Raw genomic sequence first — 24982 nt, 5'->3', positions numbered from 1 at the left:
CCACTTAGTCAGTCAACTCACTAACTAACGGAGTCACCGTGATCGTGATAACAGGCGCAACCGGCAACATCGGACGGACCTTGGTGCCCCTGCTGGCCGAGGCGGGCAGGGACGTCGTGGCCGTCTCGCGACGCCCCGAGCCCGAAGGGCTCCCCGCCGGGGCCCGGCACGCTCGGGCCGACGTCGGGAACAGCGCGAGCATGCGGCCCGTCCTCGACGGTGCCGACGCCTTGTTCCTCATGCTGGGCGGCGAGCTCAACGGTTACGGCGAAAGCCCGGACGCCCTTCTCGACGTGGCCCTGGACGCCGGGGTCAAGCGGATAGTCCTGCTCTCCTCCCAGCTCAACTCCACCCGCCCCGAGGCGCCCTCCCACACCCGGCTGCGCGCATTCGAGGCCGCCGTGCGCGCGTCCGGAGCGGACTTCACGATCCTGCGCCCGGGCGGTTTCGCCTCCAACGCCTTCGCCTGGGCCGAGTCGGTGCGCACCGGACGCACGGTCTTCGCCCCGTTCGGCGACGTGGCCCTGCCGGTCGTCGACCCGGCCGACATCGCCGCCGTGGCCGCAGCGGCACTGCGCGAAGACGGGCACGCGGGCCGTACGTACGAACTGACGGGGCCCGAGGCCGTCAGTCCACGCCAGCAGGCCGCAGCGATCTCCCGGGGGCTCGGCGAGGAAATCGCCTTCGTGGAACTGTCCCGCGAGGAGGCCCACGCACACCTGGCGCAGTTCATGCCCGAAGAGGTCATCGACGGCACCCTGGACGTCCTCGGCGTCCCCCTGCCGTCCGAGCAGACGATCAGCCCCGACGTGGAGAACGTCCTCCGCCGCCCGGCCAACCCCTTCAGCGAGTGGGCCACGCGCAACCTGCGCGCCTTCCGGTGACCCCTGCCGCGAGCGGAGACAAGGGCAACCTCCGCTCCGACGGCGGCTATTGAGCCGCGATCGCCTTCACCAGCCGCCACACCCCGCTCGCCGGGTTCTTCTCGTGCTCCTTGCCCACCGGGGCCAGGGCCCGCGCCCTGCGAGCGGCCTCGGGCCAGGTGGCGGCGAAGTGCCGGAAGTCGGCGCGGGTCTTGTCGTAGCGCGGCAGGTGCTTGGCCAGATGCGGTACGAGATGGGCGTACGAGCCCGTGAACGCGCAGTGGTCCGCGAAGTGCAGCAGCAGCCACAGTTCGAAGCACGGGTTGGACACGGCCACTTCGATGCCGCGCCGCTCCGCATCGGCCACCGCGTCCGGCACGTCGCCGAACTCGTCCACGTCGAAGACGCACCACGCCTCGTCGAAGTCCTCGCGCGAGCGGTCACGCAACTCCGCCGTGTACGTGACGAGTTGGGACGGGGCGCACGGCCGTTCCACCAGTTTCAGCGACACCGCCGGATTGGCTATGTGCGCCTTGAAACCCTTCAGGTACGCGCTCTCGGTGACCCGTGCCCCGCAGACCACCAGCAGCCGCTTCCTCGGATCGCGTCCACCCTGCCTGCGCTTCAGGTCGGTCTCGAACGCCGGTCCGCGCCGACCGCTAGCCTTCGGCGTTCTCGCCACGCCCGCCGTCCTCCCTGGCAGCGACCGCCTCGGCGAACCGCTCGTCGGTCAGATACGGGACGGCACCGTAACTCCCGCCCAGGTAGCGGCGTTCCCGGTTCTCCTCCTGGCGGGGCTTGAAGTCGGAGAGCGGGAAGAGCGTCGTCTCGCCGAACTCGCCCTTCTCCACGAACCACACCTGGTCCCGCCCGAGGACGTCCTCCCCGCCACTGCGGCCCAGCAGGCTGGCGTCGTGGGTGGTGAGGAGGAGCTGGGCCCCCCGGGGGTTGCTGGCCGGGTTCTGGAAGAGGCGGATGAGGTGGGCGGTGAGGCGGGGGTGAAGGCTGGCGTCGACCTCGTCGACGACCAGCAGGCCACCGCCCTCCAGGGTGCTGAGCACCGGGCCCGCGTAGTCCAGGAGGACCTGGGTCCCTTCGGACTGGTCACGCAGGTACAGCTTCACCGGGCCGTGCCGACCGCGCTGTTCGATCCACACCTGGGCGGCCCCGCTCGTGTACTTGGCGGCCGTCGACGCCCGGGGCGCCTCACCCGTCACCGGACGGGTGATCCGGTACCAGTCCGGGGACAGGCCCTCGTCGGCCTCGCCCCACTCCACTCCGGCGTTCTCGATGCCCAGATCGGCCGCCCTCAGCAGAGCCACCACGGCGCGGCTGTGCCGGGGGTCGTCCAGCAGCCGCAGCGTGGACGGGGAAACCCCGTACCGCCGCCTGGAGCCCCCGGACCGGAACAGCACCGCCTGCTGGAACCACCGGTACACCGGCTGCACCACCGCCTGTTCGGAACGGGCGGCGACCGACAGGAACAGCACGTTCGGTGCGGTGATGCTCTTGATCAGATCCAGCTCGCGGCGGGCGGCACCGTCTCCGTAGGAGATCTCGCCCTCGCTCCGGTGGAACACCTTCGCCCTGCGCCCCTTCGGATAGCTGTACAGCCACTCGTCGAGCACGCGCTCCGCGTCCACGCTGAAGCCGTAGGTGTGGCGCACGCCGTCCAGCACCAGGTCCACCACGAACCAGGAGGGGTCCCCGGAAGCCTCCGCCTCCAGCGCGAAGGGGTGGCGGTCCACTCCCCCGTCCGGCTCCGCGTCCCGGTGCGAGGACACCACCATCCGCGCCATGAACCGCAGCGCGTCCACCACGTTCGACTTCCCCGACGCGTTGGCCCCGAAGAGGGCCGCCACCGGGACCGCGTCCCACTCCGTCCCCTCCGGGCGGTCGGCCTCGTACACCGGGCTCAGGCCGAGCGACTGTTCCTCCCGGAGCGAGCGATGATTGGCCACCCTGAAGTTGAGAAGCACCCCGACCACCCCCTTTCAGGGATTAGTTTCCCTTTCGAACGGGAATTCCACACGATTCGGTACGTAGCCTCACAGTAGGGGCCGCCCCCTCACCCTGCCAGCTCGAACCACACGCCCTTCCCGAACCGCCCGCCCCGGTCCGCCGTCACCCCCCACGCGTCCGCCGTCCCGGCCACCAGCACCAGGCCGCGCCCCCCAGCAGTCGTCACCGCCTCCCTCGCGGGGCGCGGGCACGACCGGGTCCTCGTCGTAGACGCTCACCCGCAGCACAGGCAGCACCGGCCTCGCATGCGGCCAAGGACTCTTTGGCCTTGCTCCAACACCTGCTCCACACCCTCTAGGAGACAGAGAATGCCCACTCTCCACTGGCAGAAGTCCTCGTTCAGCGGGGGCGCCGAAGGCAACTGCGTGAACGTCGCCACATCCCCCGACGGCACCCTCCGGCTCCGCGAGAGCGACGACCCCGCGACCGTGCTCAGCGCGACCGCCGGGCAGCTCGCCGCCCTGCTCAAGCACCTCTCCGCCGGAGACGACTCGCGCTGACGACACAGCGAAGGGGCCCGGGAGCAACTGCTCCCGGGCCCCTTCGACAAGCGGTCAAGCGGTCAGTCCGAAGACGCCCGCTTGGGGCGCCAGACCACCAGCGCACTCGCCTGGTGCACGTCCTGGTACGGGACCAGATCGCGGCGGTACGAGGCGTGGACCTGGGCCTCGCGCTGCTGGAGGGCGACCGCCGCGCCGTCCACCGCCGCCGAGAGTTCGGCGATGCGGGACTGGAGGGCGGCGACCTGGTTCTCCAGCTCGATGATGCGCTTGATGCCCGCCAGGTTGATGCCCTCGTCCTGCGACAACGCCTGCACCGTGCGCAGGAGTTCGATGTCGCGGGCCGAGTAGCGCCGGCCGCGCCCGGCCGTGCGGTCCGGGGAGACCAGGCCGAGGCGGTCGTACTGGCGAAGGGTCTGCGGGTGCAGGCCGGAGAGCTGAGCGGCGACCGAGATGACGTACACAGGTGACTCGTCGGTCAGCTCGTAGGGATTCCGTCGTCGGCCGTCCATCGCTCTCCTACGCTCCCTTCGCGTCCTGGAACAGTTCGGCACGCGGGTCGTGACCCGACGTGGCCTCACGGTAGCTCTCCAGGGCTTCCCTGGCCTTGTCGTTCAGTTCGGTCGGTACGTCGACCTCGACGGTGACGAGGAGGTCGCCCCGGGTGCCGTCCTTGCGGACCGCGCCCTTGCCACGGGCCCGCATGGTGCGCCCGTTGGGCGTCCCGGCGGGCAGTTTCAGGGTGACCGGGGGGCCGCCCAGGGTGGGTACGTCCACATTGCCGCCGAGCGCCGCCTCCGTGAAGGAGACCGGCACGGTGACGGTGAGGTTGTCGCCCTTGCGGCCGAAGACCGGGTGGGCGTCGACGTGGACGACGACGTACAGGTCACCGGCCGGACCGCCGCGTTCGCCCGCCGTGCCCTTGCCGCGGAGGCGGATGCGCTGGCCGTCGGTGACACCGGCGGGGATGCGCACCTGCATCGTGCGGGAGGACTTGGCCCGGCCCGAGCCCTTGCAGATGTCGCAGGGGGTCTCGGCGATCAGGCCGCGGCCCTTGCAGTCGACGCAGGGGTCGGTGAGGGAGAAGCCTCCGCCGCCGCCCCGCGAGACCTGGCCCGTGCCGACGCAGGTCGGGCACACCCGAGGGGTGCCGTTCTTGTCGCCGGTGCCGGAGCAGGCTTTACAAGGGGCCTGGGAAGACATCCTCAACGGCACCGTCGCGCCGTCGACCGCTTCGGTGAAGCTGAGCGTGACCTCGGACTCGATGTCCTGGCCGCGCCGGGGCTGCGTACGGGTGCCCGTACCGCCCCGGTTGAAGAGGCCGCCGAACACGTCCCCTATGCCGCCGCCGAAGCCGCCCGTCTGGGTGCCTCCGGCCTGGCCGCCGCCGAAGAGGTCGCCCAGGTCGAAGTTGAACGAGCCGCCGCCCGCCGCTCCGGGACCGGGACGGAAGCCGCCGTTCCCGAAGAGCGCGCGGGCCTCGTCGTACTCCTTGCGCTTCTTGGCGTCGGCGAGGACGTCGTTCGCCTCGGAGATCTCCTTGAAGCGCTCTTCCGCCTCGGCGTTGCCCTTGTTGGCGTCCGGGTGGAACTCGCGGGCGAGCTTCCGGTACGCCTTCTTGATCTCGGCCTCGGTGGCGTCCTTGGGGACGCCGAGAACCTTGTAGTAGTCCTTCTCGACGAAGTCCTTCGTGCTCATTTCCTCGACGTCCCTCCTTCCGGACTCCCAAGTGCGGTGTTACCCCTTCTCGGGGTCACCGCTCTCCTTGTCATCGGAGTCTTCCGACTTGTCGGCCGACGCACCCGGCTGGGGCTCGGCCACCGCGACCCGTGCGGGTCGGATCGTACGCTCGCCGATCCGGTAGCCCGGCTGAAGGATCGCCACGCAGGTCGTCTCGGTGACGTCCGGCGCGTACGAGTGCATCAGGGCCTCGTGGATCGTCGGGTCGAAGGGCTCGCCCTCCTTGCCGAACTGCTGGAGGCCCATCTTCGCGGCCACCGTTTCGAGCGATTCGGCCACCGACTTGAAGCCGCCGACCAGCTCGCCGTGTTCCCGTGCCCGGCCGATGTCGTCCAGGGTGGGGAGCAGTTCGGTCACCAGGTTCGCGGCCGCGATCTCCTTGACGGTGACCCGGTCGCGCTCCACGCGGCGACGGTAGTTCTGGTACTCGGCCTGGAGTCGCTGGAGGTCGGCCGTGCGCTCGTTGAGCGCCATCTTGGCCTGGTCCAGCTGGGCCGTCAGTGCGACGTCCTTCGCGGCACTCGCGTCCCCGGCCGGGGCCGCCGCGCCCTCCTCAGAGGATTCGGCGGCCTTCGGCTCGGCGTCGTCCGTGCCGGGAGAGACGTCGGGCTTCTCGTCGAAGCCCGGAGTCTCCTCCGTCATCAGGCAGCGCCGCCCTTCTTGTCCTTCTCGTCGTCCACGATCTCGGCGTCGACGACGTCGTCGTCGGCGGCCTGACCGGCACCCGGAGCCGCACCCTCGGCGCCCGGGGCGCCCTGGGCGGCGGAGGCGTCGGCGTACATGGCCTGGCCCAGCTTCTGGGAGACGGCCGCGACCTTCTCCGTCGCCGTGCGGATCTCGGCTGTGTTGTCACCTTCGGCGGACTCGCCCTTGAGCTTCTCCTTCAGCTCGGTGACGGAGGTCTCGACCTCGGTCTTGACGTCGGCCGGGACCTTGTCCTCGTTGTCCTTCAGGAACTTCTCCGTCTGGTACACGAGCTGCTCGGCCTGGTTGCGCGTCTCGGCGGCCTCGCGGCGCTTGTGGTCCTCGTCCGCGTACTGCTCGGCCTCTTCGCGCATCCGGTTGACCTCGTCCTTCGGCAGCGAGGAGCCACCGGTGACGGTCATCTTCTGCTCCTTGCCGGTGCCGAGGTCCTTCGCGGCCACGTGCATGATGCCGTTGGCGTCGATGTCGAAGGCGACCTCGATCTGCGGCACGCCGCGCGGGGCGGGCGGCAGACCGGTCAGCTCGAACATGCCGAGCTTCTTGTTGTACGCCGCGATCTCGCGCTCGCCCTGGTAGACCTGGATCTGCACGGACGGCTGGTTGTCCTCGGCCGTCGTGAAGATCTCGGAGCGCTTGGTCGGGATGGTCGTGTTGCGCTCGATGAGCTTCGTCATGATGCCGCCCTTGGTCTCAATGCCCAGGGACAGCGGGGTGACGTCGAGGAGCAGTACGTCCTTGACCTCGCCCTTCAGGACGCCCGCCTGGAGCGAGGCGCCGATGGCGACGACCTCGTCCGGGTTGACGCCCTTGTTGGCGTCACGGCCGCCGGTGAGCTCCTTGACGAGCTCGGCCACGGCCGGCATGCGGGTCGAGCCGCCGACGAGGACGACGTGGTCGATCTCGGAGAGGGCGATGCCCGCGTCCTTGATGACGTTGTTGAACGGGTTCTTGCAGCGCTCCAGCAGGTCGCTGGTCAGCTGCTGGAACTGCGAGCGCGTGAGCTTCTCGTCCAGGTGCAGCGGGCCCTCGGCCGACGCCGTGATGTAGGGCAGGTTGATCGACGTCTCGGTGGAGGACGACAGCTCGATCTTCGCCTTCTCCGCGGCCTCGCGGAGACGCTGGAGAGCCATCTTGTCCTTGGCCAGGTCCACGCCGTGGTTGCCCTGGAACTGCTTCACCAGGTAGTCGACGACGCGCTGGTCCCAGTCGTCACCACCGAGGTGGTTGTCACCGTTGGTGGCCTTCACCTCGACGACGCCGTCGCCGATCTCCAGGAGGGACACGTCGAAGGTGCCGCCACCGAGGTCGAAGACGAGGATCGTCTGGTCGTCCTTGTCGAGGCCGTACGCCAGCGCTGCGGCGGTGGGCTCGTTGACGATGCGCAGGACGTTGAGGCCCGCGATCTCACCGGCCTCCTTCGTCGCCTGACGCTCGGAGTCGTTGAAGTACGCCGGGACGGTGATGACCGCGTCGGCCACCTTCTCGCCCAGGTACGACTCGGCGTCGCGCTTCAGCTTCTGCAGGATGAAGGCGCTCATCTGCTGCGGGTTGAAGGACTTGCCGTCGATCTCGATCTTCCAGTCAGTGCCCATGTGGCGCTTGACCGAACGGATCGTCCTGTCGACGTTGGTGACCGCCTGGCGCTTCGCGACCTCGCCGACGAGCACCTCGCCGTTCTTGGCGAAGGCGACGACGGACGGCGTGGTCCTGGCGCCTTCGGCGTTGGTGATGACGGTGGGCTCGCCGCCTTCCAGAACGCTGACGACGGAATTAGTCGTGCCCAGGTCGATGCCGACCGCACGTGCCATTTCGGATTCCTCCAGTTACGTACATGAGTGGAACTGACTCAAGGATGCATCACTCGTACGCCGGAGTCAACAGACCTGAGTCGACCCGACTCAACTCTTATGCGGTCCTTATCCGCAACCATCCTTCGAGAGTGAGCCGGGCCGCGTTTCAGCTGGTCAGCGAGGTGGGCTCGGGGCCCGTGCCTCGGACGGGGCGCTGAGTGAGCAGTGCGGCCAGTGCGGCGATGTGGACGTCCAGGAGGGCTCCGCAGGCGCTCAGCGCCTCGGGCCCCCGACCCCACGGATCGCTCACCGCGTCCTGTTCAGCATCCACCGGGACCGCCTCCCCCCGCATCCCGGCGGCATGCGCCACGACCTCGCCGGGCTCCCCCGACGCCCCTTCGGCCAGCCGCAGGAACTCCCGCAGCGTGAAGATCCGCCGCAGCGCCACCGGCCGCAGCCGCACCGCCGCCTCCCGGTGCTCGCGCTCCATCCCCAGGACGAGCGACGCCTCCGCCACCAGCGCTGCCGTCAGCCGCCGCGAGGCGAAGTCCCGCCCGTCACCGCCCCGGCGCTCCAGTACGGCCCGGGTGGCGGGGTCCATCGGATACGGGCCGGGGGGCCGGGTGCCCGCGCTGAACACCCGTACCCCTCGCCCCGCGTGCCGGGCCAGCAGCCGTTCCGCCAGCACCGACCTGTGCACGTTGCCGGTGCAGACGAAGAGCACGGTGAACGGTGCGGTCGGGGCCTCCATCAGACGGCACAGGACCAGGTCAGCCCCGAGCCCTCCGGCAGCAGGGCCCGCTGGTCGGGACGGACGACGGAGAGCAGGTTGTCGAAGTGCGGGTGGCGGCCCCGCACCCCGGCCAGCGCCGCGAGCACGGACGCGTCCGCGAGCCGCAGCACCCCGCACACCTTGTCCACGACGTACACCGTCCTGCCTCCCTCGCGCAGCGCCCGCAGGATGTCCGCCGGGTCGTCGCCGCACGCCCTGACCCGCTCGGGGACGTACTCGATCAGTACGGCGGGACGGTCCTCGCGCAGCGTGCGGGTGGCCCCGCGCAACACCTGGACCTCGTACCCCTCGGCGTCGATCTTGAGGAAGTCGGGCCGTCGGCCGAAGGGGTACGCGTCGAGGGCGACCTGCCGGACGACGGCGGTCCGCCCGCCCTCGGCATCGGGGGCGGCGCTGTGGCCGCCGCTGTTGACCGAGGAGAGATGCAGCGTGAGGGTGCCGGGGTCGGGGCCGACGGCCGCCTCCTCGACGTGCACGCGGTCCGCGCAGCCGTTGAGGGCGAGGTTGCGGCGCAGGGCGGCGACGTTGGCCGGGACCGGCTCGAAGGCGGTGATCCGGCCGTCGGCGGGGAGTGCCGCCGCGCCGAGGCAGGAGTAGAGGCCGATGCTCGCACCGACGTCGACGACGCCGCGCGCACCCTTCAACAGGCTGGTGTAGAGGTCGAGTTCGAGCGCTTCGTGGCGGCCGGAGAGCAGGGCGGGGGCCACGCAGCGGTCACCGTCGGCGGTGGTGAAGCGCAGCCCCCGGTACGGGATGGCCGTGCTGCGGCCCGCGAAGGCGGACCTGTGCAGGGCCGCCGACACGGCGGAGGTGGCGCGCGAGCCGCCGAACGGCGTCCCGGCGAGGGTGCGCCGCCCCGCCCGGATCAGTACGCACAGGGCGCGTTGGCGTGCGGTCGGCGGGGCGTCAACCGGCTTGACTGGTAGGCCAGTTGGGCGTGGCTTGGCGGGAGCGCTCACCGGACCTCCTCCGTGCGCTCGCTCTTCACGCCTGCGGCGCCGGGTACGGAGACCGCCGCCCCCGCCCGTCTCGGCCTGATCCCCAGCCAGCTCGCCGCCGTCCCGGACCACGGCTCGCGCGCCGCCTGTCCGTGGCTCGCGTAACTCCCGTACGAGGCAGCGGAACCGTAGGAGCCGTACGACCCGTATCCGCCGGGACCGCGCTGCTCGGGCGTCATGCTGAGCACCGTCCCGATCAGCCGTCCGCCGACGCCGCGCAGCGTCTGAGCCGCGCCGAGGGCCTGGTCGCGGCCGGTCTTCCTGGCCCGCACCACCAGCACCACGCCGTCCATCTGCGGGACGAGCCCGACGGTGTCGGCGACCGGGAGCACCGGGGCGGTGTCCACGACGACGGAGTCGAAGCGCTGCCTGAGTTCCTTCAGTACGGCCGACATCTGGCCGGAGGCGAGGAGTTCGGCCGGGTTGGGCGGGACGGGGCCCGAGGTGAGGACCCGCAGTCCGCCGGGCCCGCTCTGGAGCACGTCGTCGAGGGTGGCCTGCCCGATGAGGACGCTGGTCAGCCCGGCCTCGGCGACGAGTCCCAGGCCCCCGGCGATCTGCGGGCGGCGCAGGTCGGCGTCGACCAGGCAGACCGTACGGCCCTCCAGGGCGAGGGCGGCGGCCAGGTTCGCGGCGGTGGACGTCTTGCCCTCGCCGGGCAGCGCGCTGCTGACCGCGATCAGGGTGGGAGCCCCGTCGACGCCCGCGAACTGGAGGTTGGTGCGCAGCTGGCGGTACGCCTCGGCGCGCCGCGAGTACCCCTCCTGCTCCAGGACCAGCGTCCGGCTCTTCTCCCCCTTGGTCAGCGGGATCGAGCCGAAGACGGGGGCGTCGACGACCTCGGCGAGCTCGTTGGTGCCGGAGACGCTGCTGTCGAGGACCTCGCGCAGCAGCGCCAGACCGAGGCCCAGGAGCAGTCCGCCGAAGGTTCCGGCGGCCAGGTTGAGCAGCGGCCGGGGCTTGTCGGGGACGGCGGGCACCGCCGAGGACTGCGAGACGGAGAGCTTGACGGGGATGGCCCCGCCGCCCACCGGGGTCTCCAGTTCGCCGACGGCGCTCACCAGGTGGCGGGCGACGGCGTTGGCGATGTCGGCGGCCCGGTCGGGCCGGGGGTCCTCGGTGCTGATGTTGATCAGTACGGTGCCGAGCGGCGAGGTGGCCTTCACCTTGGTGGCGAGTTCGTCGGGCCGCTGCGCCAGGTCCAGTTCGGCGATGACCTGTTCCATGACGGGACGGCTGGTCACCAGGTCCGCGTACGACTGGACGCGGTCCTGTCCGAACGAGGAGACCTGGGCGAGCTGCTGGGTGTCCGCGACCGCGCGGGCGGACACGAAGATCTGGCTGTGGCCCTGGTAGACGGGCGTGCTCAGCGAGGTGACGAGCACGCCGGTGAGGACTCCGCCCACCACACAGCCGACGACGAACCTCCACCGCTTGAAAAGGGCTTCTGCATAAGCTCTGGCGTTCATCCGGCCTCCGGTACGGTCATGGCGGAGCGTAATAGGACAATTACGGAGTGCCGGTATGAAACGCCCGACCACCGTCGCCTCGCACCTGTGCACCGCGACCCTGTGGGCCGTTCTGCTCAGTCCCGCCTTCTTCGCCACCGTCGTCTGGGCCCGCGTCTTCGGCGCCACCGGCACACCCAGCGCCACCTGGGGCGAGACCCGTTCCGAGATCGTCATCGAACCGTGGCGGCTGTACGCGGGTTCCGGCTACGCCGCCGTCGTCCTCGCGCTGCTGCTCGCGACGCTCGTGGTGTCCTTCGCCGCGACCCGCCCGACAGGCCCCCGGCCCGGCACGGCCCTACTGGTGTGCGCGCTGCTGATGTACGCGGGCCCGGTGCTCTCCGGGGTGCTCGGCGAGCACGGCGGCGCGGGCGACTGGCGGCTGTGGCTGGCCCCGCTGCTGCTGACCGCCTTCCACCTGGCCCCGCGCACGGACCTGGCGACGCTGGTACGACTGCTGCGGGCCGCGCTGCGCGTGTTCACGTACGGCAGCCTGCTGGCCCTCGCCCTCGCGCCCACCTGGGCGGTGGTGGCGAGCAAGGTCGTCAACTTCCGGCTCGACCTGGTGCTGCCGGGCGGGCGGCTGGCCGGGCTGACCAACCACCCCAACGCGCTCGGCGCGGTCGTCGTGGCGGCACTGCTCCTGGAGTGCCAGAGCGTGGCCCGCACCCGGCTGTGGCCGCTGCACGCGGCGGTGGCGGGCACCACCCTGCTGTTCGCGCAGTCCCGTACGGCATGGCTGGCGGCGCTGGTGGGGCTGCTGTTTCTGCGCAAGGCAAGTGAGATGGGTGAGGCGGGCAGGTCGGTCGGGGCGGGCGTCGACCGCTCCCGCGTGCATCCGGTGATCACCCGTGGCATCCCCGTCGGACTGGCCCTGTGCGCCGCCCTGTTCGTGCCGTCGGTGCTGAAGGAGTTCGAGGACGTGGCCTCCTCCGACGAGGTGAGCACCCTGCACGGCCGCCATCTGCCGTGGGAGGCGGCCCTCGGGGCCTTCCGGGAGAGCCCCTGGCTGGGCTGGGGGCCCGGCCTCTTCTCCGACCCGCTCTCCCCGGTGCACCGCGCCTTCGACCACGCGCACAACCAGCTCCTCCACACCCTGGGGACGGCGGGGCTGCTCGGCGCGGCCGGGCTGCTGCTGTTCGTGGCCGCCGCCGGGTGGGCCTCGGCGCGCACCTCCCGCGTGTCCGGCGGTCTCGGCTGGGCGCTGACGGCGGCGACGCTGATGGTGTGCGTGCCCGAGGCACCGCTGCGCGGCAACGGCTTCACCCCGTACCTGGTGCTGACCCTGGTCCTGTTCGGCGTGCTGTCGACCGCCGCCGCCGAGCGTGCGGCAGGCGGGTCGGCAGGGACCGTCGGACCGGCAGCGCCGCCCCCGTCGGCAGTCCGTGTGCCGAGGCCAGCCGCAGCGCCGGAATCCAGCGCGCCAGCGGCAGACAGCACCCGGTAGCGAGCGCTCCGGCCGCCAACCCGCCCAGGAGTACGGGGAGTTGGTCCAGGTCACCGGCCCCGCCCCCCGCCCCGGCCCACCGTGCCGCCGCACACCCCGTCCGGGACGCCGCCGCGATGCCCGCCCCCACCAGCGCGTGCACCCCGTAGATCCGCAGCACCGGCACCCCGCCGGGCAGCCTCCGCCACCGCCGCAGCTGGCGGCCGTGCCCGACGGCGGTGGCCCCGGCCAGCACCAGCGCCAGCACCCGCCCGTCCGCCCCCACGGACGCACCGGCCGCCCCCACGGCCATCACGGCGAACACCGCCGCCTGCGCCCGGGAGACACCCCGCGCGTCCCCCCGCACCCGGTCCGCCTGATAGCCGACCGTGCACAACGCCTGGAGCGCCAGCCCCGGCACGAACCACACCAGCAGCCCCGCCGCCTCCTCCCACCCGGGCCCCAGCAGGAGCAGCAGCGCGACCGGACCCGCCCCCGCCGTCACCCCCAGACATACGGCGAGCAGCCCGGACGCGGCGGTCAGGGCCTCCCGCAGCGCCCCGGCCAGCCGCTCCGGGGCGTCGACCAGCCGTGTGAAAGCGGGACTTGAGGTCCGTACGAGAGCCTGGGTGAGCGTCTGCGAGACCATCGACACGAAGTACACGGCCCGCGAGAAGTGCCCGGCACCGCCCGCCCCGAGCAGCAGCGCGGCACTCCACAGCGGGATGTTGTACGTCACCGACTGGAGCAGCGAGAACGCGGCGCAGGACCGGAAGTTCCGCCACAACTCCCCTCCCGGCCAGCGCACTTCGGCACTCCGCAGCTCCCCGCGCAGCAGCACAAGACCGCCCGCGCACGGCACCACCGCCGCCAGGACGGGCGCGACGGCGATCCCCTGCGGACTCCAGCCGGACACCAGCAGCACCAGCGCGCACCCCAACCCGGCCGCCTGGCCAGCGAGTTCGAGCAGCGCGGCGGTGCGGAAGCGCAGCGTGCCGCGCAGGGCGGCGGTGCAGACGGCGGCGACGGGCGCGAGGAGGTTCTGAAGGACGAGGATGCGGACGAAGTCCACCAGGTGCGGGGTCCCGCCGAAGACCGCGCCCCACACCGGGGCGACGGCCTCGAAGGCCAGGCAGGACAGGGTGCCGGTACCGGCCGCCACGGCGAGCGCGGTCGCCAGGAAGTCACGGCCGAGGTCGCGCGAGGTCAGGACGTACTGGGTCAGGCCGCTGGTGAGGGAGGCGCTGGTGTGGACGATCGCCAACGCCGTCGCGTACGCACCGAAATGACCGGCCGCCAGATGACGGCCGGTCCAGGCGCTGTAGCCGAGCTGGAGCAGCAGCACCGCCACCAGAGACCCTGTCTCCCAGCCGAAACCGCCCGCCAGGGTCCGGGCCCCGGGGGCGGCTTCCTTCTCCGCGTGCGTCGCCGCTCTCACTCGTACTCGTCGTGGACCGGTTCGTACTCCGGCTCGGGGTTCTCCTCGGACGGCTCCTCGCGGGCCTTCGCCAGCGCGGCGAGCACCGGCTGGTCCTTCTTCACGGCGTCGAACACCCGCCGCGCCTCGGGCTGTTCGAGGTCGAGCCGGTACCAGTGGTCCGGGGCCTGGTGGTGCGGGAGGGTGGTGAAGGTGAGTGCGCCCTGCGGGAGTTCGCGCAGGCTGTCGGCGACCTCGTACAGCTCGCTCAGCGAGTCGAGTCCGGAGTCGGCGGTGAGGGAGGCGGTCGCCGCGTCGAGGACCGGGTAGAGCCGGGCGGGGTTGGTGAGGGTGCCGTTGCCTCGGATCTTGGCGACGAGGCGGTTCACGAAGTCCTGCTGGCGGCTGATCCGGTTGAGGTCGCTGCCGTCCCCGACGTACTGACGGGCGCGTACGTAACTGAGTGCGGTCTCGCCCCTCAGCAGGTGCTTGCCCGGGGAGAGGTCGAGGCCGACGTTGGGGTCGTGCTCGGCCTTCTTGACGTCGACCTCGACGCCGCCCACCGCGTTGACGATCTTCGTGAAGCCCTTGAAGTCGACGATCAGGTGGTGGTCGATCCGGATGCCGGTCAGCTTCTCCAGCGTACGGATCGTGCAGGCGGCCCCGCCGAACTGGAAGGCCCAGTTGAACTGGGCGTTCTGCGCCCGGCTGCGGCTGCCGTCCTCGCGCAGGCAGCTCGGCATGTCGACCCGCAGGTCGCGCGGCACGCTCAGCACCTCGGCACGCTTCCGGTCGGCGGCCAGGTGCAGCAGCATCACGGTGTCGGAGCGCTCGCTCCCGGCCTCCTTCCGGTAGTCGGAGCCGAGCAGCAGGATGTTCTGCGCCTGGCCGGGGTGACGGTCCGGGCGGTCCGCGCCGTGCTCGGCGAGCGCTGCCGCCGTCGCGTCGTCCGTACGGATGTTGCCGTCGATCCTGCGGTACGCGAGCCAGCCCGCGACGGCGGTCAGCCCGACGAGGACGGCGAGGCCCGCGCACATCAGCTTGAGCGTGCGGCGGGCCCGGAAGCGGGCTGCGAAGCGGGCTGGGAAGCTTGCTTGGAAACTTGCTTGGAAACGGGCCCACAGCGTCTTCAGGTGCTGCTGCATCCGCGTCACCCCTTCTCAGGCCCCCAGCAGCAGGGCGGGGGCCTTGCTCGTCGCGAACCAGTCGATCGTGCGGCGCAGTCCCTCCTCGACGGGCACGGCGGGCTCCCAGCCGAGCGCGGTGCGGGCGAGCGTGACGTCGGGGCGGCGGCGGCGCGGGTCGTCGACGGGCAGGGGGACGTAGGAGATACCGGACGTCGAACCGGTCAACTCGGCGATCCAGCGGGCGAGTTCGAGCATGGACAGCTCATAGGGATTGCCCAGGTTGACCGGGCCCGAGACCCCGGAGCGGACCATCTTCAGGACCCCGTCGACCAGGTCGTCGACGAAACACAGCGAGCGGGTCTGGGTGCCGTCGCCGGAGACCGTCATGGGCTCGCCGTCGAGGGCCTGGCGGATCAGGTTCGGTACGACGCGGCCGTCGCCGGGACGCATCCGGGGGCCGAAGGTGTTGAAGATCCGTACGATCCCGGCGTCCGTGCCGTGCACCTTGCGGTACGCCATCACGGTGGCCTCGGCGAAACGCTTCGCCTCGTCGTAGCAGGAGCGCGGGCCGACCGGGTTGACGTTGCCCCAGTACGTCTCGGGCTGCGGGTGCACCTCGGGGTCGCCGTAGCTCTCGGAGGTCGACGCGAGCACGAACCGGGCGCCCTTGGCCGTCGCGAGGTCGAGGGCGTGGCGGGTGCCCTCGGAGCCGACGCGCAGGGTCTCCAGCGGGTGGCTGAGGTAGTCGACGGGTGACGCGGGCGAGGCGAAATGGAGTACGGCGTCCACCGGTCCGTCCACCGCGATGCCCTCGCTGACGTCGCAGCGCACCGACGTGAACCCCTGACGTGCCGACAGATGGGCGATGTTCCGCGGCTTCCCGGTGAGGAAGTTGTCGAGGCAGACGACCTCCTCGTATCCCTCGTCGAGCAGTCGTCCACACAGGTGGGAGCCGATGAATCCGGCTCCCCCAGTCACCACGGCACGCATGCCGACCAACACCTCTCCGCACCTCTTCGACCCGGCCGGGTGACACGAGCGTGGCGTCAACCGCACCGGCTGTAGTTCATCGTGCGAGAGTCATTGCCACAAAACCGACTATTCGCTTTAAGTCGGTCAAAGATCCCACGAAAGGATGCGGCGATGCGGGCACCGTCCGCGAAACGCGCTCTCGACCTGACCGGCAGCCTCCTCCTTCTGCTCCTCCTCGCCCCCGTCCTGGCCGTCTGCGCGGCGGCCGTGGCGCTCACCTCGCCCGGCGGCGCGTTCTTCCGGCAGGCCAGGGCGGGGCGCCTGGGTGAACCCTTCGAGATGCTGAAGTTCCGTACGATGCGCGCCTCGGCCACCGCCGAACGGGCCGCGCTCGCCGCCCGCAACGACAGCGACGGCCACCTCTTCAAGATGCTCGACGACCCGCGCGTCACGCCGGTCGGGCGGGTCCTGCGCCGCTTCTCGCTCGACGAACTCCCGCAGCTCGTCAACGTCGTACGCGGCGAGATGTCGCTGGTGGGGCCGCGACCGCTCCCCGTGGAGGACTCCGGCTACCAGGGTCTGGCCCTGGGCCGCCTCAAGGCCCTGCCCGGCATGACGGGCCTCTGGCAGGTCAGCGGTCGCTCGGACCTCCCCTGGGACGAGATGGTCCTCCTCGACCTCGACTACGTCGACCGCCACTGCCTCGCCCTGGACCTCACGATCCTCGCCCGCACGGTGCCCGCCGTCCTGACCGCCCGAGGAGCCCGCTGACCTCCCTCGCCCCCCACCCTCTCCCTTCCACCTAGCCTCCTTGGGCTCCGCCCCTCTACCTCCGCCCAGCCCTCCTGGGCGGCGGGCCCAGCCCCTTCTGCTTCCGCCCAGCCCCCTTGGGCTCCGCCCCTCTACCTCCGCCTAGCCCTCCTGGGCGGCGGGCCCAGCCCCTTCTGCTTCCGCCCAGCCCCCTTGGGCGGCGGGGCCGCCCCCCGGGGGCGGGACGGGCGGGCAAGGGGGCGGCCCCCCTCGCTCCGGGCCCGCCCCGGTGCCGCCCGCTGTTACCTCGCCCGATGGGTGCGCCGCACCAGGGTGCGCCTGCGGCGGGCTGCCCCAGACCCTTCCCCAAGCTCTCAACTTCGTTCGAGCAGGGGAGACCCCATCCTTCACCTAAACTCGCGAGGCTTGGGGTGGGGATGTGCGGGTGCGTGGGGGCTGGGCGCGCAGTTCCCCGCGCCCCTAAAGGGGCACGTCCCGCCCGGCCCCAGCGGGAAGGGAGCGCGCGCAGACCTTCAGGGGCAGGCCAGGAGCCCCTCCACACCCCCCGCGAACCGCCCCGCCATCCCCGCCACCGTGTAGTGCGCCGCATCAGCCCGGCATGCCTTCTGGAGACGGGACAACTCCCACCGGTCGAGGAGGAGTTGGACCACCCGGTCCGCGTACTCCACCTCCCCGCCCCGAGCCAGCACCGCATTGCGCCCGTCCTCCAAGTACCCGAACTCCGGCCCGTGCAGGGCCTCCCGCCTGGCCACCACCGGAATCCCCAGCGCGAAGGAGTCCACGGCCACCAGCCCCACCAGCCCCGGCACCAGCAGCACCTCACTCACCGCCCCGAGCAGCGCCTTGTGCGCGTCGCCCGTGGTGCGGCCCACGGAGACCACCGCCCGCCCCGCCCGCTGGGCCGCCTCCACCATCGCCCGGTCCACGCCGTCGCCCGCCACCAGCACCCGGAATCCGGGCAGCACCCTGGCCACCCGGTCGGCTGCGGCCAGCAGCAGGTCGATCCGTTTGGACGCGTCCAGCGCCCCGACGTACAGCGCGGTCCGCCCCCGCACCAGCCCGTGCGCGGACCGGAAGGCGGCCAGGTCGGCGTCGGTGATCCGCCGCCGGGCCTCGATCAGCGCCGCCGTGTCCACCGTGTTGCGCACGACGGTCACCCGCCGCCCGGGGAACCCGCCCGCCGTCACCTCCCGCTTCCCGCCCTCGGTGTACGCGAAGAACCACCGGGCCCGCCGGGTCAGCGCCCGCTTGGCCGCCCGCAGCGCCGGATGCTGCGGCACGTCGTACGTACCGCCGTGTCCCCAGAGCGCCACGGAGGGCCCACGCCGGGCGGGTCCGCGCAGCAGGTGCGGCAGGCTCTCCAGGTTGTGCAGCGCCTGCTCCAGTACGAGCACGTCGCTGCGGAGCGCCAGATCGCCGAGGTCCCGCCAGATGACGGTGCGACCGCCCATCCTCCAGGTGCGCTGCGGAAGTTCGCGCCCGCCGGGCACGGCGACGGAGTCGCCCCGCCCGGCCAGCCACGGCGCGGGACGGCCGTGCGCGACCGTCAGGTCGATGCCGCGTCCGTCCAGCTCGTCCGCCAGCCGCTCCAGGAAGGGCAGCCGGTACCCGGTCACGTACGGCTGGACGATGCCGACCCGGGGGCGGCCCCTGCCGTTCAGGCGCTCACCCATGCGGACGCCACCCCCCTCTCCGGCGAAGCCTTCATGGCCCGCTCGTACAGCGCGGTCGTCCGGGCCGCCCACACCGGCTCCGCGTACCGCTCGGCGAACACCCGGGCGCAGTGCGCGCGCAGGGCGGGGAAGCGGGCGGCGGCGTCCCGCAGGGCGGGGCCGGCCGGCGCGGACCAGTCGGTGACCGCGCCCGTGCCCTCGGCCCGTACCGCTTCGGCCACCGACGACCCGTCGAAGGCGAGCACCGGCAGCCCGGCGGCGAGGGCCTCCGCGTACACCAGAGGCGCGTTCTCCAGGCAGCGGCTGGGGAAGACGAGGCCCTTCCAGGACGGCATCGCGCGCCGCAGTCCGTCGCGGTCCAGCGCTCCGAGGAAGCGCACCGACGCACCCGAAGCGGCAGCCGCCGCCCGGCAGTCGGCGGCCAGCTCGCCGTCGCCGACCACGTCGAGGGGGTCGTCCCCGGGCCACTGGCGCAGCAGCTCCAGAATTCCCTTCTCCGCGCCCAGCCGACCGACGAACACCCACCGCCCTTTCCCAGCAGTTGAGTTGACCCGTGGAGCGTCGGTGACGAAGTTCGGTACGAGCGCCAGCCGGTCGCCCGGCACGCCCGCCTTCGCGTACGTACGACGGCTCAGCTCGGACAGCACCACGAGCACGTCCGCCCGCGCGAGCAGCGGATCGCCCGCCGCCCCGTTCCGCCCTGCCCAGGCCAGCGGCAGCGTCGCCGCCCGCGACCCCCGGTAGCAGCCCTCGCGCAGCCCGGCCCAGCGATCGCCGTCCACGCACCGGGTGCAGGCCGCGCCCGCCCGGTAGAGGGTCCCTGCGGCGCACAGCGGCCGGTAGTTGTGGAGGGTGGCGACGAGGGGCCCGCGCCAGTCCCGTACCCACGAACGCCCGTAGTTCGGGAAGAGGTTGTGGACGTGGACGACGTCGGGTGCGAAGGCCGCCAGCTCCCGGGCCGGGCTCGCGCCGCGTCCGGTGGTCACCCGGGCGGCGGCCCTCAACGGGTAGACTCCGCCCGCGAGTTCGTCCGTACGGGCGGCGATCAGCGCGACCTCGTGCCCGGCGGCACGCAGCGCCCGCTCCTGGTCCCGTACCGCCTCGTTCTCGCCGCTGGGCGCGCCGGAGGCGTAGAAGCTGTGCACCAGCGCGATCCGCAGAGCACCGCTCACCGGCCCTCCTCCCCGACCAGCCGGGGCGGCCGCAGCGCGGTCCTGGCCAGATAGGCGGGGTTGTTGCGCAGATAGCGCCGCCACAGCCGCCTCGGCTCCTTCGCCAGCCGGTACGCCCACTCCAGTCCCCTCTCCCGCATCCACTCCGGGGCCTGCGGCATCCGCCCGGTGTGGAAGTCGAAGGCGGCCCCCACTCCCAGCAGCGCCGACGCGTCGAGCCGGTCGCGGTGTTCGGCCATCCACCGCTCCTGCTTGGGCGTGGAGAGCCCGACCCAGACCAGGTCGGCCCCCGAGTCGTTGATCCGCCGCACGGCCTCGGCGTCCTCCTCGGCCGTCAGCGCCCGGAACGGCGGCGACCAGGCCCCGGCGACCTTCAGCCCGGGAAACCTCTCCGCCATCCGCTGCCCGAGCAGTTCCGGCACGCCCTCCGCGCCGCCGTAGAAGTACGAGGACCAGCCGTGCTCCGCCGCCCGCCGAAGCACCGCGAGCATGAGGTCGGGCCCGTACACGCGCGCCGTGTCCGGCGCTCCGGCCCGCCGCGCCGCCCACACCATGGGCATGCCGTCGGGGACGGTGAGGCCGGAGCGGTTGTGGACGCCGCGCAGCCAGGGGTCCCGTACGGACTCCATCACTCCGTGCACCCCGGTCACGCACACGTACGACCGTTCCCCCGGCGTCTCCACCCACCGGCCGATCTCGTCCACAGCCTGTGCGGGACGGACGGCGCTGATCCGGGTGCCCAGCACGTCGACGCGGAGCCCTCCGCTCGCCACCGCGCTCATGAGGTGAAGTGCGGGCGGCCGTCGAGCTGGGCGCTGACCTGGTCGTACACCCAGCGGTACGTCCGCTCCAGACCTGCGGTCAGCAAAGTCTCCGGCTCCCAGCCGAGCTCCTTGACGATGCGGCGGTTGTCGCTGTTGCGCCCGCGCACGCCGAGCGGGCCGGGGATGTGCCGGTGCTTCAGCCGCACTCCGGCGACGGACTCGACGATCGCGAAGAGCTGGTTGATGCTGACGAGCCGGTCGGAGCCGATGTTGAGCGGCTCGACGACCTGGCTGCGGGCGAGCCGCAGGGTGCCCTCGACACAGTCGTCGATGTAGGTGAAGGAGCGGGTCTGCTCGCCGTCCCCCCAGATCTCGACCTCGTCGGTCCCGGTGAGCACGGCGAGCGCGACCTTGCGGCAGGCGGCGGCGGGGGCCTTCTCGCGACCGCCGGTCCAGGTTCCGTACGGGCCGTAGACGTTGTGGTACCTGCCCGTACGGGTCGCGAGCCCGAAGTCCTCGCGGAAGTGGCGGGCCATGCGCTCGCTGAAGAGCTTCTCCCAGCCGTACCCGTCCTCGGGCGTCGCGGGATACGCGTCCTCCTCGCGGAGCGCGGTGACGTCGGCCTCGGTCTGCTTGCCCGCCGCGTACACGCAGGCCGAGGAGGAGTAGAAGTAACGGCCCGCGCCCGCGTCCCTGGCGGCCATCAGCATGTGCGTGCTGGAGAGGACGGAGAGCATGCAGTCGGCCTTGTGGCTCTCGATGAACCCCATGCCGCCCATGTCGGCGGCGAGGTGGAACACCTCGGCGCCCGCCGCGCCCGCCATCGCGTCCGTGCAGCCGTCGAGCAGGGCGACGTCCCGGACGAGGTTCTCTGCCTCGGCGTGCGCCTGGTACCAGGCGTCCAGCGGCTTGCGGTCGACGGCGCGGACGCGGAGGCCCTCGGCAAGGAGCCGCCGGGTCAGATGCCCGCCGATGAAGCCACCGGCGCCGGTCACCACGGCGTCGACCGCGCCCGTACTGCTCACGCATGCGTTCATTGGCTTCTATCCCCTTTTCGGTCGTTATCACCGAAAGGTGTGCCATGAAGCGATGCCCGGCCCGGCCCGGCACGCCGCACCATTTGCCCTATTTACGGCATTTGATGTTTCCAGGCCCCTCGTCCGATGCCTCAGGCGGTACGCAGCCACAGCGAGGCCGGGAAGTGCCCGCCGCCCACGCCGAGACCGCCCCGGTCGCGCTGCGGGCGGTACTCGGGGAAGACCTCGCGGAGGCCGTCGGTGCGCTCGTAGTGGAGGTGGGAGAGGCAGGCGAGGATGGCGACGCGGTCATTGCCGGTGAGGAAGGCGCGGACGAGCGAGGTCTCGGCCCAGTGGAAGGGGGAGTCGAGGAGGTCGCGCTGGTGGTCGTACGGGAGGTAGATGTCGTGGAGGTGGACGAGCACGCCGGGGGCGAGGCGCGGCAGCACCTCCAGCACCAGGAAGTTCGTGTCCGCGCCCGGCCCCACGACATGGCTGGAGTCGATGAAGAGCACGTCGCCCGCGCCGAGCGACGTGAAGACGTCGAGGTCGACCGCCTGCACCGGGCTGCGGTACAGGGACACGCGCGGGTCGTCGGCCAGCCAGGCCCTGGGGTACGGCTCGACGCAGACGACGTCGCCGCCCTCGCCCTCTCCGGCGTTGAGCTCCAGGGCGCGCAGGGCGATCCGGGTCGATACGCCGCTGCCCACCTCCAGGTAGCGGCGGGGCTTGGCGGAGCGGAGGATTCCGTGCAGGGCCTGCGCCTCGACGTACCCGTACCCGGGCCCGGAGGCGGCGGACCCCCGGTAGAGGGCGTTGCCCGCGTACTCGTCGCCGTACGGCAGACAGGTCCGCCGCAGCCACTCGACCTGGGCGTCGAGATCGACCCGCAGCCCGGGCAGCTCGGAGGGTCCGGCCCAGTGGGCACGTGCCTGCTCCAGGCCGCGGAGGTCGGGGGCGGAGGAGTAGTAGTGCCGGGGCGAGACGAGGAGGCCCGCCCGGGAGAACAGCCGATTGGCACCGGTGGCGACACGCCGCTTGAGGGAGGTCATGCGCGCACCGTAGGCACCCCGTCACCCTGGGGTGCGGGCCGACTCGCCGTACGCGGGGGCCGACCGGGGGCCCTCTGTGCGACGCCTCTCACTGAGGGTTGCCTGAGCGACACAGATCACCGGGCGCCTGGATACTGTGCGACGGCATAAGTGGGTAATCTCAGCTCGACTGGATAAGTTACCGCTTAGTAATCAGCACAGTGTCATCACGTCTGAGGCCCGGGGCACTTCCCGGGAGCCTCCCGGGACCCCCGGGAGCCCCACAGACACCCCCCGTTACCCACCCTCGCAGGCCCGAGGAGCCCCCAAATGCAACTCGCCGCGATCATCGTGTCGCTGGTCCTCATGGCAGTCGGCGTCGCGCTGTTCGGCCGTGCGATCTTCCAGATCTATTGCTTCGTACGGCTCGGACAGCCCGTGCCCGCCGGCACCCGTACCGACTACCCGTGGCAGCGCGCGGTCACCGTGGCCAAGGAGTTCCTCGGCCACACGCGCATGAACAAGTGGGGCGTCGTCGGCGTCGCGCACTGGTTCGTGGCGGTGGGCTTCTTCTCGCTGCTGCTGACGATCGTCAACGCCGTCGGCCAGCTCTTCCAGGCCGACTGGATGCTCCCGATCGTCGGCGAGTGGGCTCCGTACAACATGTTCGTGGAGTTCATCGGCACGATGACGATCCTCGGCATCGCGGTGCTGATCGTGATCCGCCAGCTGAGCAAGGCGAACAAGCCGGGCCGCAAGTCCCGCTTCGCGGGCTCCAACGCGGGTCAGGCGTACTTCGTCGAGTCCGTCATCCTCATCGTCGGCATCTGCATCTTCACGCTGCACGCCCTCGAAGGCGCCCAGCACCACGTGAACGCGTACGAGGCGTCGTTCTTCATCTCGTACCCCTTCGTCGCGTGGTTCCGCGGCATGGACCTCTCCACGCTCCAGAACCTCACGTACTTCTTCGCGGGTCTGAAGATCGCCACGTCCTTCATCTGGATGATCACGGTCGCGCTCAAGACCGACATGGGTGTCGCCTGGCACCGCTTCCTGGCCTTCCCGAACATCTTCTTCAAGCGCAGGGCCGACGGCGACGTCGCGCTCGGCGCGCTGCTGCCGATGACCACCGGCGGCAAGGAGATCGACTGGGAGGACCCGGCCGAGGACGCCGTCTTCGGTGTCAGCCAGGTCGAGCAGTTCAGCTGGAAGGGCATCCTCGACTTCTCCACGTGCACCGAGTGCGGTCGCTGCCAGTCGCAGTGCCCCGCCTGGAACACGGGCAAGCCGCTCTCCCCGAAGCTCCTGATCATGTCGCTGCGCGACCACGCGCACGCCAAGGCCCCGTACCTGCTGGCCGGTGGCGGCAAGGACATGGAGGGCGAGGAGAAGGCGTCCGCCGAGGCCCTGAAGGACGTACCGGCAGCCGCCCTCGCCGAGGCCGAGCGCCCCCTCATCGGCACCGCCGAGGAGAACGGCGTCATCGACCCCGACGTCCTGTGGTCCTGCACCACCTGCGGCGCCTGCGTCGAGCAGTGCCCGGTGGACATCGAGCACATCGACCACATCGTCGACATGCGCCGCTACCAGGTGATGATCGAGTCCGCGTTCCCGTCCGAGGCGGGCACGATGCTCAAGAACCTGGAGAAGAAGGGCAACCCCTGGGGCCTGGCGAAGAAGCAGCGCCTGGAGTGGCTCAAGGAGCTCGACTTCGAGGTGCCGGTCGTCGGCAAGGACATCGAGGACCTCACCGAGGTCGAGTACCTGTACTGGGTCGGCTGCGCGGGCTCCCTCGAAGACCGCGCCAAGAAGACCACCAAGGCTTTCGCGGAGCTGCTCCACATGGCGGGCGTCAAGTTCGCGATCATGGGCGGCGACGAGAAGTGCACGGGCGACTCGGCCCGCCGCCTCGGCAACGAGCCGCTCTTCCAGCAGCTCGGCCAGGAAAACGTCATGGCCCTCAACATGGCCTTCGGCGAGGAGTACGACGACGACGGCAAGGTGACGGAGGAGTCCAAGAAGCCCCGCACCGCCAAGAAGATCGTCGCGACCTGCCCGCACTGCCTGAACACGATCGGCAACGAGTACCCGCAGATCGGCGGCGACTACGAGGTCGTCCACCACACCCAGCTGCTCCAGCTCCTCATCGACGAGGGCAAGCTGATCCCGGTGACCCCGGTCGAGGGCCTCATCACGTACCACGACCCCTGCTACCTGGGCCGCCACAACAAGATCTACACCCCGCCGCGCGAGATCATGTCCGCCGTCCCGGGCCTGCGCCAGCAGGAGATGCACCGCCACAAGGAGCGCGGCTTCTGCTGCGGCGCCGGTGGTGCGCGGATGTGGATGGAGGAGCGGATCGGCAAGCGCATCAACACGGAGCGCGTGGACGAGGCCCTCTCCCTCAACCCGGACATCGTCTCGACCGCCTGCCCGTTCTGCCTCGTCATGCTGACGGACTCGGTCAACGGCAAGAAGGCTGAAGCTGAAAGTGGCTCCGCCACGGGCGTCAAGCCCAAGGAGTCCCTGACCGTCGTGGACGTGGCGCAGCTGCTCCTCGACTCGGTCAAGACGCCGGTCGACCCGGCGGCTTCGGAGGAGTCCGAGGACGCGCCGGAGCCGGAGCCGGCGAAGTAGCCCGCCCGCACGGTACGCACGCGTGAGCGGCCGGTTCTGCCTCGGGGCGGAACCGGC

The 24982-nt window shown here is 71.4% G+C and carries 21 protein-coding genes and 1 pseudogene; 5 read left to right on the top strand and 17 right to left on the bottom strand.

From position 1 onward, the window contains the following. Positions 1-38 precede the first annotated feature (38 nt). Positions 39-884 carry an SDR family oxidoreductase gene (locus tag OG897_RS02160; RefSeq protein ID WP_266652308.1) on the top strand — a complete coding sequence of 282 codons (846 nt, stop codon included), beginning with the start codon at positions 39-41 and terminating at the stop codon, positions 882-884. A gap of 46 nt (positions 885-930) precedes the next feature. On the opposite strand, the gene OG897_RS02155 is transcribed toward OG897_RS02160, so the two are convergent. Continuing rightward, positions 931-1545: an RloB family protein gene (locus OG897_RS02155; RefSeq protein ID WP_266652306.1), complete on the bottom strand. Its 615-nt coding sequence runs from the start codon at positions 1543-1545 to the stop codon at positions 931-933. Further along, a complete protein-coding gene (locus OG897_RS02150) occupies positions 1523-2842 on the bottom strand; it encodes an ATP/GTP-binding protein (protein WP_266652304.1) in 1320 nt (439 codons plus the stop codon). The genes OG897_RS02155 and OG897_RS02150 overlap by 23 nt, the downstream gene beginning before the upstream one ends. A 351-nt stretch (positions 2843-3193) precedes the next feature. Here OG897_RS02150 and OG897_RS02140 point away from each other — a divergent pair, with 351 nt between their 5' ends. Then, entirely contained in the window at positions 3194-3385 is a 192-nt protein-coding gene (locus OG897_RS02140; protein WP_266652302.1) for a DUF397 domain-containing protein, read from the top strand. A 62-nt stretch (positions 3386-3447) separates the two neighbouring features. Here the strand turns inward: OG897_RS02140 and OG897_RS02135 are convergent, their stop codons facing one another. From OG897_RS02135 to OG897_RS02105, 7 genes are all read right to left on the bottom strand, one after another. After that, positions 3448-3897, bottom strand: a complete 450-nt coding sequence (locus OG897_RS02135; RefSeq protein ID WP_266652300.1) for a helix-turn-helix domain-containing protein — start codon at positions 3895-3897, stop codon at positions 3448-3450. Between the two features lie 7 nt (positions 3898-3904). Next, the gene (dnaJ, locus tag OG897_RS02130; RefSeq protein ID WP_266652298.1) at positions 3905-5083 is read right to left on the bottom strand and encodes a molecular chaperone DnaJ; all 1179 of its coding nucleotides are present in this window, start codon (positions 5081-5083) and stop codon (positions 3905-3907) included. Positions 5084-5122: 39 nt separating this feature from the next. Further along, the gene (gene grpE, locus OG897_RS02125; RefSeq protein WP_266652296.1) at positions 5123-5767 is read right to left on the bottom strand and encodes a nucleotide exchange factor GrpE; all 645 of its coding nucleotides are present in this window, start codon (positions 5765-5767) and stop codon (positions 5123-5125) included. Further along, the gene (gene dnaK, locus OG897_RS02120; protein ID WP_266652294.1) at positions 5767-7638 is read right to left on the bottom strand and encodes a molecular chaperone DnaK; all 1872 of its coding nucleotides are present in this window, start codon (positions 7636-7638) and stop codon (positions 5767-5769) included. The genes grpE and dnaK overlap by 1 nt, the downstream gene beginning before the upstream one ends. Before the next feature lie 148 nt (positions 7639-7786). Then, positions 7787-8371, bottom strand: coding sequence for a low molecular weight phosphatase family protein (locus OG897_RS02115; protein WP_266652292.1), 585 nt, complete (start codon positions 8369-8371; stop codon positions 7787-7789). Continuing rightward, on the bottom strand, positions 8371-9372 hold the full coding sequence (locus OG897_RS02110) for an FkbM family methyltransferase (protein ID WP_266652290.1): 1002 nt from the start codon (positions 9370-9372) through the stop codon (positions 8371-8373). Before OG897_RS02110 ends, OG897_RS02115 begins: the two co-directional genes overlap by 1 nt. Continuing rightward, positions 9369-10880: a polysaccharide biosynthesis tyrosine autokinase gene (locus OG897_RS02105; protein WP_266652289.1), complete on the bottom strand. Its 1512-nt coding sequence runs from the start codon at positions 10878-10880 to the stop codon at positions 9369-9371. Before OG897_RS02105 ends, OG897_RS02110 begins: the two co-directional genes overlap by 4 nt. Positions 10881-10935: 55 nt before the next feature. Between OG897_RS02105 and OG897_RS02100 the strand changes: the two are divergent. Then, a pseudogene (locus OG897_RS02100) lies at positions 10936-12039 on the top strand (O-antigen ligase family protein); the annotation flags it as partial. 142 nt (positions 12040-12181) lie between these two features. Here OG897_RS02100 and OG897_RS40765 read toward each other — a convergent pair. Genes OG897_RS40765 through OG897_RS02085 form a run of 3 tightly spaced genes read right to left on the bottom strand, consistent with a single transcriptional unit; the run spans position 12182 to position 15879 of the window. Then, the gene (locus OG897_RS40765; protein ID WP_323187964.1) at positions 12182-13783 is read right to left on the bottom strand and encodes an oligosaccharide flippase family protein; all 1602 of its coding nucleotides are present in this window, start codon (positions 13781-13783) and stop codon (positions 12182-12184) included. Beyond that, on the bottom strand, positions 13780-14907 hold the full coding sequence (locus OG897_RS02090) for an LCP family protein (RefSeq protein ID WP_266652287.1): 1128 nt from the start codon (positions 14905-14907) through the stop codon (positions 13780-13782). The genes OG897_RS40765 and OG897_RS02090 overlap by 4 nt, the downstream gene beginning before the upstream one ends. A gap of 15 nt (positions 14908-14922) precedes the next feature. After that, positions 14923-15879: a UDP-glucuronic acid decarboxylase family protein gene (locus tag OG897_RS02085; protein ID WP_266652285.1), complete on the bottom strand. Its 957-nt coding sequence runs from the start codon at positions 15877-15879 to the stop codon at positions 14923-14925. A 153-nt stretch (positions 15880-16032) separates the two neighbouring features. Here OG897_RS02085 and OG897_RS02080 point away from each other — a divergent pair, with 153 nt between their 5' ends. After that, positions 16033-16632, top strand: a complete 600-nt coding sequence (locus OG897_RS02080) for a sugar transferase (protein ID WP_266652283.1) — start codon at positions 16033-16035, stop codon at positions 16630-16632. Positions 16633-17144: 512 nt separating this feature from the next. Here OG897_RS02080 and OG897_RS02075 read toward each other — a convergent pair. The 5 genes from OG897_RS02075 to OG897_RS02055 all read right to left on the bottom strand — a co-directional run bounded on the left by OG897_RS02075 (position 17145) and on the right by OG897_RS02055 (position 22309). Continuing rightward, a complete protein-coding gene (locus OG897_RS02075; protein WP_266652281.1) occupies positions 17145-18305 on the bottom strand; it encodes a glycosyltransferase family 4 protein in 1161 nt (386 codons plus the stop codon). Continuing rightward, positions 18290-19477 (bottom strand): glycosyltransferase family 4 protein, encoded by a 1188-nt coding sequence (locus OG897_RS02070; RefSeq protein WP_266652279.1) that lies wholly within the window; start codon positions 19475-19477, stop codon positions 18290-18292. The genes OG897_RS02075 and OG897_RS02070 overlap by 16 nt, the downstream gene beginning before the upstream one ends. Then, positions 19474-20259, bottom strand: coding sequence for a WecB/TagA/CpsF family glycosyltransferase (locus OG897_RS02065; protein ID WP_266652277.1), 786 nt, complete (start codon positions 20257-20259; stop codon positions 19474-19476). Before OG897_RS02065 ends, OG897_RS02070 begins: the two co-directional genes overlap by 4 nt. Then, a complete protein-coding gene (locus OG897_RS02060) occupies positions 20256-21266 on the bottom strand; it encodes an NAD-dependent epimerase/dehydratase family protein (protein WP_266652275.1) in 1011 nt (336 codons plus the stop codon). Before OG897_RS02060 ends, OG897_RS02065 begins: the two co-directional genes overlap by 4 nt. A 143-nt stretch (positions 21267-21409) precedes the next feature. Then, positions 21410-22309, bottom strand: coding sequence for a class I SAM-dependent methyltransferase (locus OG897_RS02055; protein ID WP_266652273.1), 900 nt, complete (start codon positions 22307-22309; stop codon positions 21410-21412). Between the two features lie 309 nt (positions 22310-22618). Here OG897_RS02055 and OG897_RS02050 point away from each other — a divergent pair, with 309 nt between their 5' ends. After that, a complete protein-coding gene (locus OG897_RS02050; RefSeq protein WP_266652272.1) occupies positions 22619-24925 on the top strand; it encodes a (Fe-S)-binding protein in 2307 nt (768 codons plus the stop codon). Positions 24926-24982: the final 57 nt, after the last annotated feature.

Origin of the sequence: Streptomyces sp. NBC_00237 (genome assembly GCF_026342435.1) — a bacterium.
Lineage (GTDB): Bacteria > Actinomycetota > Actinomycetes > Streptomycetales > Streptomycetaceae > Streptomyces.
The sequence above is the reverse complement of the archived record's forward strand: the minus strand, read 5'-3'. Positions and strand labels throughout refer to the sequence as shown.